Here is a 9,339-nt window from a genome sequence, read left to right on the forward strand (position 1 = left end):
CGCGGCCGGCGTGGCCGCGGCATGGGCCGCGGGCCGGGTATACGCCTGCCCCAGTTCGTAGGGCAGGTCGAAGGTGACGAAGGCCTTGTTCTGCACGCTTAGCACGCGCTGTACCATCAGTTGCACCCGCCAGGGGGCGGTGGGGTCCAGCGTGGCGTCGTCCGGCACGACGAACAGCGCCACCTCGGCGAACCAGGGCGCGCCCGCGGCGGCCACGTCGGCCAGGCGCTGGTGGTTGCGGTCGCGGAACCGGAAGCTGTTTTCGTGCTGGATGATTTCGATGCGGTCGAAGATGCCGCCCCGCACATAGCCCGAGCCCTTGAACGAATAGGCGCCGTTGCCGGCCACCAGCAGGGCCTGCTGGCCGGGTTTCAGGGTGCCCGACAGGTGCTGCCAGGTGGCATCGCCCAGCAGGCTGCGGCCGATGGTGGGCACGCTGACCAGGGCGGCGTACAGGTCGATGAAGGTGTCGGCGCCGTTGGCGGTTTCGGGGCGGGCCGCGGCATCGGCCCGGCCCGCGCCTTCGAAGGCGCGGTTCACATCGTTTACGGTAAGGTGCAGGCGGTGCACCGCGCCCTGGTTCAGCAGGGTTTGCCAGGATTCGGCCGGGCCCAGCGTGTCGTTGACCGCGCGTTGGGCGACCGGGGTGGCCTGTCCGGCGCTGGCCGGTGCGGTGCCGGCCAGCCGTGCGCGCGCCACCGCGATGGCCGACCGGGTAATGCTGTCGCCAATGACCATCAGCGTGACCGTGGCGCCGCTGATGATGTCCACCGGCGGCTGGGCGCCAGGGCGGGGAGGCGATTCTATGAAGTTCAGCCCCACGTAGCCCTGGATGAAGGCTTCGACCTTGGACTGGGGAATGCCGATAAGCACGATGGGTTCGTGGTGTTCTACCAGCCTGGCGGCTACGATGCGGCCGTTGTCGGCCAGGCCTACTACGACGTCGATGGGCTTGCTGGAGTAGCCGCGCGTGTTGACGACGTCGGTGGTTAGGTAGACATAGCCCAGGGGCTGCTGGCCGGCATAGGCGCGGGCCGCCAGCGGCCGGCCTTCGGGCGGGCCCAGGCGGTCGGCGCCGGGGAATAGCTGGGCCGGGGAGTAGGCTTCAAGAAAATGGGGCAGGCGCTGGGCGAGCGCGGCGTTTGCGAACAGGGCCGCGCCCGCCAACAGCAAAAACAACAAGGCCCGGAATGTCCGGATGAATGGTGCTGATCCCACGGGCCCTGGCATGTGACAACTCGTTAAGCGTGTTTGCAGACATGCTACGGAGCCGTATCGGGAAGGGCCTTGAGTGAGGTCAAGTTTGAAAAATAAAAAGGGCGCCCCTGATGGAAGCGCCCGCTACGCGGAAGGGCGGAAGCGCGTTAGCCGCCGAACTTCAGTGTGCCCTTCATGATGGCCCAGTGCCCCGGGAACGAGCAGAAGAATGCATATTGTTCGCCGGCGGCCAGCTTGGCGGTGTCGAAGGTGACGGAATCGGCTTCGCCGCCGCCGATGACCTTGGTGTGGGCGATGACGCGGGCATCGCCGGATTTGACGTAGTCGTTGGGCAGGCCGGCGGCCATGCCGTCGGTGGCCACGGGCTGCATGTCGGCCTGCTTGGTGAGCACCCAGTTGTGGCCCATGGCGGCCTTGGCCATTTTGCCCACGTGCTTCAGGTGCACGGTGAACTGCTTGCAGCTTTGGTCGACGACGATTTCCTTGGTGTTGAACTGCATGGCGTCGTTGCTTTCGACGGTGGCTTCGCACTGGGCGGCCAGGGCGGGCAGGCTAGCGGCGGACAGCAGGACGGCAAGGGTGGCTTTGACCAGCATGAAAATCTCCAGTAACAAGGCGACGGAAGGGCCGGCCGGAAGGTGCCGGTGGTGGCGTCGCCGAAGTCCGTAAGTCTATCCAGGTGGGGGTGTAACGTGCCTTGATCAGGAACAAGGATGTGGGCACGCCATTTATGTTAAGCCGGGTGGCCTTGAAATTCCGGGCCGCTGCCCCTATAACTTGCGGGTTTCGGGCTGACGGCCGCGCCTGGCCCAAGCCTGTCCCGATTTTTCTATCTTCTACGAATAGAGCAATGACCGAACCCGTAACGTCTTCTACCCCCGAAACGCTGGGCTTCCAGGCCGAGGTGAAGCAGCTGCTGCACCTGATGATTCATTCGCTGTACAGCAATAAAGAGATTTTCCTGCGCGAACTGGTGTCGAACGCGTCGGATGCCTGCGACAAGCTGCGTTTCGAGGCTATCGACGCGCCCGGCCTGTTCGAGGGCGACAGCGAGCTTGCCATCACGGTGGATTACGACAAGGCGGCGCGCACCATCACCATTTCCGATAACGGTATCGGGCTGTCGCGCGACGAGGCCATTGCCAACCTGGGCACGATTGCCCGTTCCGGCACGCGCGAGTTCTTTTCCCAGCTGACGGGCGACAAGCAGAAAGACGCCCAACTGATCGGCCAGTTCGGCGTGGGGTTTTATTCGTCGTTCATCGTGGCGGACAAGGTAACGGTGGTAAGCCGCCGCGCGGGCGCCGCCGCCGGCGAAGCCATCCGCTGGGAATCGGATGGCCAGGGCGAGTTCAGCATTGGCGCCGCCGAGAAAGCGGCGCGCGGCACCGACGTGACGCTGCATCTGCGCGCCGATGAAGACGAGCTGCTGAATGGCTGGAAACTGCGCGAGATTCTGCGCCGCTATTCCGACCACATTTCGCTGCCGATCCGCATGGCCAAGGAAGACTGGGACGCCGAGAAGGGCGAGCAGGTCAAGCAGGACGAGCTGGAAACGGTGAACCAGGCCAATGCGCTGTGGACGCGCAGCAAGAACGACGTTACCGACGAGCAGTACCGCGAGTTCTACAAGACGGTGTCGCACGACTACGACGACCCGCTGGCCTGGACCCACAACCGCGTGGAAGGCCGCAGCGAGTACACGCAGCTGCTGTACGTGCCCAAGCATGCGCCCTTCGACCTGTGGGACCGCGAAGGCCGCCGCGGGGTGAAGCTGTATGTGAAGCGGGTGTTCATCATGGATGACGCCGAGCAGCTGCTGCCGTCGTACCTGCGCTTTGTGCGCGGGGTAATTGATTCGGCGGACCTGCCGCTGAACGTGTCGCGCGAGATTCTGCAGGAAAGCCGCGATGTGCGGGCGATACGCGAAGGGTCGGCCAAGCGCGTGCTGTCGCTGCTGGAGGACATGGCCGAGAACAAGGCTGACGATTACGCCACGTTCTGGACCGAGTTCGGCCAGGTGCTGAAGGAAGGCGCGGGCGAAGACGCCGCCAACCTGGAACGCATCGGCAAGCTGCTGCGCTTTGCGTCTACCCATACCGGCGATGCCGCGCAGACGGTGTCGTTCGCGGACTACGTGGGCCGCATGAAGGAAGGCCAGGACAAGATCTACTACGTGACGGCCGACAGTTTCGCGGCGGCCAGCAACAGCCCGCACCTGGAGATTTTCCGGAAGAAGGGTATCGAGGTGCTGCTGTTGTCGGACCGCGTGGACGAATGGATGTTGTCGTATCTGCGCGAGTTCGACGGCAAGTCGCTGGTGTCGGTGGCCAAGGGCGGGCTGGACCTGGCGGACCTGGCCGACGAAGACGAGAAAAAGCGCCAGTCGGAAGTGGAAGAAAGCTTCAAGCCGCTGGTGGAGCGCCTGCAGAAAACGCTGGAAGACCAGGTGAAGGAAGTGCGCGTGACGCTGCGCCTGGTGGATTCGCCGGCGTGCGTGGTGGTGGGGCAGAACGACCTTAGCCCGCATTTGTTGCGCATGTTGAAGGCGGCGGGGCAGGAAGCGCCGAATGTGAAGCCGGTGCTGGAAATCAACCCCGAACACGCGCTGATCGCGCGGGTGCGCGACGCCGACGACGCCGAGTTCGAGCAATGGGCGCGTTTGCTGCTGGACCAGGCGCTGCTGGCCGAAGGCGCGCAAATCGCCGACCCGGCGGCCTTCGTGAAGCGCCTGAATGGGTTGCTGCTGAAGGCCTGACGCGACCGCGTGGCGTTATGCGGTGTCTGGCACCCTGGCGGGAGCCAGACACCCATGAACATCCGTGAACGCTCGCCATGGCGGCTGAGGTAGCGTCTGGGTGTCTGGCACCCTGGCGGGAGCCAGACACCTGTGAACATCCGTGAACGCTCGCCATGGCGGCTGAGGTAGCGTCTGGGTGTCTGGCACCCTGGCGGGAGCCAGACACCTGTGAACATCCGTGAACGCTCGCCATGGCGGCTGAGGTAGCGTCTGGGTGTCTGGCACCCTGGCGGGAGCCAGACACCTGTGAACATCCGTGAACGCTTGCCACGGCGGCTGAGGTAGCGCCGTGGGTGTCTGGCTCCCGCCAGGGTGCCAGACACCGTCCCACTGAGACCGTTGTGGCACGCAACGGTGTTCGGCATCTTCGGAGCCAGGCCCCCGGCCGAGCCACCCTGCCATACCCCGCAAACAGGCGGCGCCTATGCCGGCCTGGCCCAGCCCTTGGCGTGTTCCACGGCCTGGCGCCAGCGGGCCAGGCGGGCCTGGCGCTGGTCGGCCGTCCAGTGGGGGTCGAACTGGCGTTCGGCTTCCCATTGGGCGGCGAATTCGTCCAGGCCGGACCAGAAACCCACCGCCAGGCCGGCCAGGCCGGCCGCGCCCAGCGCTGTGGATTCGGACACGCGGGGGCGTACCACCGGCACGCCCAGCAGGTCGGCCTGCATCTGCATCAGCAGGTCGTTGCGCGCGGCGCCGCCGTCGACGCGCAGTTCGGACAGTTCGATCTTGCTGTCGGCGTTCATGCAAGTAAGCAATTCGGCGCTTTGCAGCGCGATGGCTTCCAGGGTGGCGCGGGCCACGTGGGCGCGGGTGGTGCCACGCGTCAGCCCGACCAGCGTGCCGCGGGCGTAGGGGTCCCAGTCGGGGGCGCCCAGCCCGGCGAAGGCGGGCACCAGGAAGACATCGTCGGTATCGGGCACGCTGGCGGCCAGGGCCTCGACCTGGTCGGAACGCTGGATGATGCCCAGGCCGTCGCGCAGCCACTGCACCGCCGCGCCGGCCATGAAGACGCCGCCTTCCTGCATGTAGGTGGGCTTGCCAGCCGGGCCGGCACCCGCGGCCGGCAGGCCCCAGCCGATGGTGGACAGCAGGTTGTTGCGCGAGGCCACCGGCGCTTCGCCCACGTTCATCAGCATGAAGCAGCCGGTGCCGTAGGTGTTCTTGGCCATGCCCGGCTTGAAGCAGGCCTGGCCGAAGGTGGCGGCTTGTTGGTCGCCGGCGATGCCGGCAATGGGAATGGGGCCGCCGAACCAGTCGGGCAGCGCGCGGCCGACTTCGGCGCTGCTGGGGGCTACCGAGGGCAGCACGCTGCGCGGAATGTCCAGCAGCTGCAGGATTTCGTCGTTCCAGTCCTGCGTGTGGATGTCGAACAGCAGGGTGCGCGAGGCGTTGCTGGGGTCGGTGCTGTGCACCTGTCCGCCGGTCAGTTGCCAGACCAGCCAGGTGTCAATGGTGCCGAAAGCCAGTTCGCCGCGCCGGGCGGCTTCGCGCGCGCCGCGCACGTTGTCCAGCAGCCAGGCAAGCTTGGTGCCCGAGAAATAGGCGTCCAGCACCAGGCCGGTGCGTTCCTGCATGAGGCGGTCGTGGCCCTGTTCGCGCAGTTTGTCGCACAGGGGGGCGGTGCGGCGGTCTTGCCAGACGATGGCATGGGCCAGCGGGCGGCCGGTGGCGCGGTCCCAGATCAGGGTGGTTTCGCGCTGGTTGGTGATGCCGATGGCGGCGATGTCGGCGGCGGTGGCGCCCACGTTGCGCAGGGCTTCGCGGGCGACTTCGAGCTGGCTTTGCCAGATTTCGCTGGCGTCGTGTTCCACCCAGCCTGGCTGCGGATAGTACTGGCGGAATTCGCGCTGGCCGACGCCGCGCGCCGTGCCCTGGCGGTCGAACACAATGGCCCGGGAACTGGTGGTGCCTTGGTCCAGGGCCAGAATGAACGATTTCGTCATTATGAGTCTGCCTGTGAGCCTTGCAATTGGGCCCCGGACGAGGGCGTCAGCCTGCGGAACGACAGCGTCGAGGCCGCGCACAACGCGCCGATGACCATGAACGCGACCATGACGTCGCCAATGACGACATGGTCCGCGCCGCGCGCGGCCATGCTGAGATTGAGCGTGACCGCGGCCACCCCGACGCCCAGGCTGATGCCCAGTTGCTGGGCCATGGCCGCGAAACTGCTGGCGCGGCTCATGCGCTCGGGCGTCATGTCGGCATAGGTTAGCGTATTTACGGCCGTGAATTGCAGCGACCGGAAGAAGCCGCCGGCCAGCAGGATGCCTATCATCAGCCACACCGGCGTGGTGGGCGTGAATGCCGCGCACAGCATGACGAACAGCCCGGTCAGGATGGCGTTGACGGTAAGCACGCTGCGGAAGCCGAAGCGCTGCACGATGGGCGTGGCCACGAATTTCATCAGCAGCGCGCCGGCGGCGCTGGCGAAGGTGATCAGGCCGGCCGAAAACGGCGTCAGGCCGAAGCCCACCTGCAATTGCACGGCCAGCAGGAAAGGCATGGCGCCCACCGCGAAGCGGCACAGGTTGCCGCCCAGCACCGAGATGGCGAACGTGGGCTCGCGCAGCAGGTTCAGGTCCAGGATGGGGTGTGGCGCCCGCCTGGCGTGCAGCACGTACAGCGCGCCGCACAGCAGGCCGGTGGCGGCCAGGCCGGCCACCGCGGCGGGCGGGATCAGGCTGTGGCCCAGGGCCTCGAAGGCGCTGACCAGGGTGGCCAGGCACACGGCGCTGAGCAGGAAGCCTATCCAGTCCAGCCCGGGGGTGGATGCCTCGCGGATTTCCGGCACGTAGCGGCGCACCAGGGCGATGCCGATGATGCCGATGGGCACGTTGATCAGGAATATCCAGTGCCAGGACATGTACGTGACCATGAAGCCGCCCAGCGGCGGGCCGATGACCGGCCCCAGCAGCGCGGGAATGGACAGGAACGACATGGCCTTGAGCAGGTCTTGCTTGGGCACCACCCGCAGCAGGATGATGCGGCCCACCGGCACCATCATGGCGCCCGCCAGGCCCTGCACTACCCGGGCCAGCACCAGGTGCGCCAGGTTCTGGGCCAGGGCACAGGCCACCGAGCTGACGGCGAACAGGGCGATGGCCGCCATGAACACCCGCCGCGCCCCATAGCGGTCGGCCGCCCAGCCGCTGACGGGCACGAACACCGCCACGGCCAGCAGGTACGAGGTAATGGCCACGTTCAGCCGCACCGGGGTCGACCCCAGGGCCTGGGCCATGGCCGGCAGGGCGGTGGCCACTACCGTGGAGTCGAGCATTTGCATGAACAGCGCGCACCCGACGATGAACGGGATCATCCGGGCCGCGCGGGCGGTATCCTGGGAGGACGTAGAGGAAGATTCTGGACTGGCGGATTCGGCGGACATGTCGGGAGGGGGCTTGGGGGCCGGTCGATTGTAACGCCGGCCTTGTAACGGCGCCGCCCGCCCGGGCTGAAGTAAACTTGCCTGATCCGCAACCTGTTCGACCCGGTGTCATGGCAAGTAACTACGAATCCGAAATCACCCGCTTCCTGAAAGACTACAAGGCGGCGCACCCTGATGTAGAACAGCGCCAGCGCGAAGGCCGCGCCCGCCTGTGGGACAAGCAGCAGAACACTGAACTGCTGGAAGGTTTCCGCGCGGCCCGCGTGCCGCAGCGGCCGTACGTGTATCAGCCCGACTGATACGCTCACGGCGCCCCATGCCCCCGAACTCTCCCGTTCCCGGCGAAGCCCTGGCTGCCTTGGTGGAACCTCCGGTGGACAGCACGCCCGATGTCGTGGACAGCGTGGCGTTCGCGCGCCTGTATGGCGAGCCGCTGTTCCAGCTGCCCACCGACCTGTACATTCCGCCGGACGCGCTGGAAGTTTTCCTGGAGACGTTCGAAGGCCCGCTCGACCTGCTGCTGTACCTGATCCGCAAGCAGAACTTCAATGTGCTGGACATTCCCATGGCGGATGTCACGCGCCAGTATCTGTCGTATGTCGATCAGATCCGCCTGCACAACCTGGAGCTGGCGGCCGAGTACCTGTTGATGGCCGCGATGCTGATCGAGATCAAGTCGCGCATGCTGCTGCCGGTGAAAAAGAGCGATACCGGCGAAGAACCCGAAGACCCCCGCGCCGAACTGGTGCGCCGCCTGCTCGAGTACGAGCAAATGAAACTGGCGGCCCAGAAACTGGACGCCATGCCGCAGCTGGGGCGCGATTTCAACCGCGCCCAGGGCGTGGCCGACATTACCGTCGAGCGCATGCTGCCCGACGTCAGCGTGGATGACCTGCGCGCCGCCTGGGCCGATATCCTCAAGCGCGCGAAGCTGAACCAGCACCATCACATCACGCGCGAACAGCTATCCGTGCGCGACCACATGACGCACATTCTGCGGCGCCTGAACGACGTGCGCTTCATGGAGTTCGGCGAACTGTTCATGGAACGCGTGCGCGAGGGCGCGCCGGTGGCCGTGGTGGTGGTGCACTTCATCGCCATGCTGGAACTGGCGCGCGAATCGCTGCTGGACATTACCCAGGCCGAGCCCTACGCGCCCATTTACGTGCGCCTGGCCTACACCAGCGTGGCGGCCGCCGCCTGAACGGCGGCCGGCCCCTGCTGATCGACCCCGGAGACCCCCTTGAAAGTCGTCCATACGATTCAAGAGCTGCGCGACCACCTGCGCGGCCAGACCCGTGCCTCGTTCGTGCCCACCATGGGCAATCTGCACGAAGGCCATCTGGCGTTGATGAAAACCGCGCGCCAGCACGGCGACCCGGTGGTGGCCAGTATTTTCGTGAACCGCCTGCAGTTCGGCCCCAACGAAGACTTCGACCGCTATCCGCGCACACTGCGGGACGACATTGAAAAACTCGAGCGCGCGCGCGATGTGTACGTACTGTTTGCGCCCGATGAGCGCGAGATGTATCCCGAACCCCAGAATTACCGGGTGCAGCCGCCGGTTGACCTGGGCGACATCCTGGAAGGCGAATTCCGGCCGGGCTTCTTCGAGGGCGTGAGCACGGTGGTGCTGAAGCTGCTGTCTTGTGTGCAGCCGCGCGTGGCGGTGTTTGGCAAGAAAGACTACCAGCAGTTGATGATCGTGCGGAACATGTGCCGGCAGTTCCAGTTGCCGGTGGACGTGGTGGCCCATGAAACGGTGCGCGCCGATGACGGCCTGGCGCTGTCGTCGCGCAACCGCTATTTGTCGGCGGACGAGCGCGCCGAGGCGCCGGCGCTGTATGCGGCCCTGCAATCCATGCGGCAACGCGTGGCGGGCGGCGAGCACGATGCGGCCCTGGTCGAGCGCGAGGCCACGCAGGCGCTGGCG

8 protein-coding genes are annotated in these 9,339 nt (G+C 66.3%); 4 read left to right on the plus strand and 4 right to left on the minus strand.

Going from position 1 to position 9,339, the window contains the following annotated elements; all coding sequences use genetic code 11:
- Together LPZ50_RS17010 and azu are read right to left on the minus strand one after the other, a co-directional pair.
- Positions 1–1,182, minus strand: a 1,182-nt coding sequence (locus LPZ50_RS17010) for an FMN-binding protein (RefSeq protein WP_230662900.1), incomplete at its 3' end; no start/stop codon positions are given.
- 182 nt (positions 1,183–1,364) lie between these two features.
- On the minus strand, positions 1,365–1,814 hold the full coding sequence (gene azu / locus LPZ50_RS17015; protein ID WP_230662902.1) for an azurin: 450 nt from the start codon (positions 1,812–1,814) through the stop codon (positions 1,365–1,367).
- A 254-nt stretch (positions 1,815–2,068) separates the two neighbouring features.
- Here azu and htpG point away from each other — a divergent pair, with 254 nt between their 5' ends.
- On the plus strand, positions 2,069–3,976 hold the full coding sequence (htpG, locus tag LPZ50_RS17020) for a molecular chaperone HtpG (RefSeq protein WP_230662904.1): 1,908 nt from the start codon (positions 2,069–2,071) through the stop codon (positions 3,974–3,976).
- A gap of 464 nt (positions 3,977–4,440) precedes the next feature.
- On the opposite strand, the gene glpK is transcribed toward htpG, so the two are convergent.
- Both glpK and LPZ50_RS17030 read right to left on the minus strand, forming a co-directional pair.
- Complete coding sequence (gene glpK, locus LPZ50_RS17025; protein WP_230662906.1) at positions 4,441–5,961, minus strand: glycerol kinase GlpK; 1,521 nt, start codon at positions 5,959–5,961, stop codon at positions 4,441–4,443.
- The gene (locus tag LPZ50_RS17030; RefSeq protein WP_230662908.1) at positions 5,961–7,406 is read right to left on the minus strand and encodes a DHA2 family efflux MFS transporter permease subunit; all 1,446 of its coding nucleotides are present in this window, start codon (positions 7,404–7,406) and stop codon (positions 5,961–5,963) included. The genes glpK and LPZ50_RS17030 overlap by 1 nt, the downstream gene beginning before the upstream one ends.
- A 110-nt stretch (positions 7,407–7,516) precedes the next feature.
- On the opposite strand from LPZ50_RS17030, the gene LPZ50_RS17035 reads away from it, so the two are divergent.
- From LPZ50_RS17035 to panC, 3 genes are all read left to right on the plus strand, one after another.
- Positions 7,517–7,705 carry a DUF3460 family protein gene (locus LPZ50_RS17035; RefSeq protein WP_230662910.1) on the plus strand — a complete coding sequence of 63 codons (189 nt, stop codon included), beginning with the start codon at positions 7,517–7,519 and terminating at the stop codon, positions 7,703–7,705.
- A 17-nt stretch (positions 7,706–7,722) separates the two neighbouring features.
- Positions 7,723–8,610 (plus strand): segregation and condensation protein A, encoded by an 888-nt coding sequence (locus tag LPZ50_RS17040; protein WP_230662912.1) that lies wholly within the window; start codon positions 7,723–7,725, stop codon positions 8,608–8,610.
- Positions 8,611–8,649: 39 nt separating this feature from the next.
- Positions 8,650–9,339 (plus strand): pantoate--beta-alanine ligase (panC, locus tag LPZ50_RS17045; RefSeq protein ID WP_230662914.1); only part of this gene is annotated, 690 nt, incomplete at its 3' end.

The sequence above is a fragment of the Bordetella petrii genome (genome assembly GCF_020991325.1).
GTDB classification, from domain to species: Bacteria; Pseudomonadota; Gammaproteobacteria; order Burkholderiales; family Burkholderiaceae_B; genus Bordetella_A; species Bordetella_A petrii_E.